Origin of the sequence: Sulfitobacter sp. 15WGC, from assembly GCF_005068605.1 — a bacterium.
In the GTDB taxonomy this organism is placed as follows: domain Bacteria; phylum Pseudomonadota; class Alphaproteobacteria; order Rhodobacterales; family Rhodobacteraceae; genus Sulfitobacter; species Sulfitobacter faviae.
On the sequence record NZ_SZNL01000134.1, the window covers coordinates 1 to 253 of the forward strand.

General features: G+C 57.7%; 1 pseudogene. It reads right to left on the reverse strand.

The window, feature by feature from the left end:
- A pseudogene (locus FCK22_RS19430) lies at positions 1-249 on the reverse strand (glucuronate isomerase); the annotation flags it as partial.
- Positions 250-253: the final 4 nt, after the last annotated feature.

Consider the following 253-nt stretch of genomic DNA (forward strand, 5'->3'; position numbering starts at 1 on the left):
CCAACGCGATCCCCTGAGAATGGAGCATCCGGAACACATAGTGATCGGGCGTGACGAACAGCTCGGGCGGGTTGGCGAAAGCTTTGTTTTCCGCGAACCAGCGCGGATCAGTATGGCCATGAGGGCTATGATGGGTAGATCGCGCACCCCATCATAAAGCGTGCGTGCCAGTTCTCTTAGCTTGGGTTCAACCGGAAACAAGCGGTCGGGTGAAGCAGGGTCATCACGGGGCCTTTGCTGATGTCGCATCTGG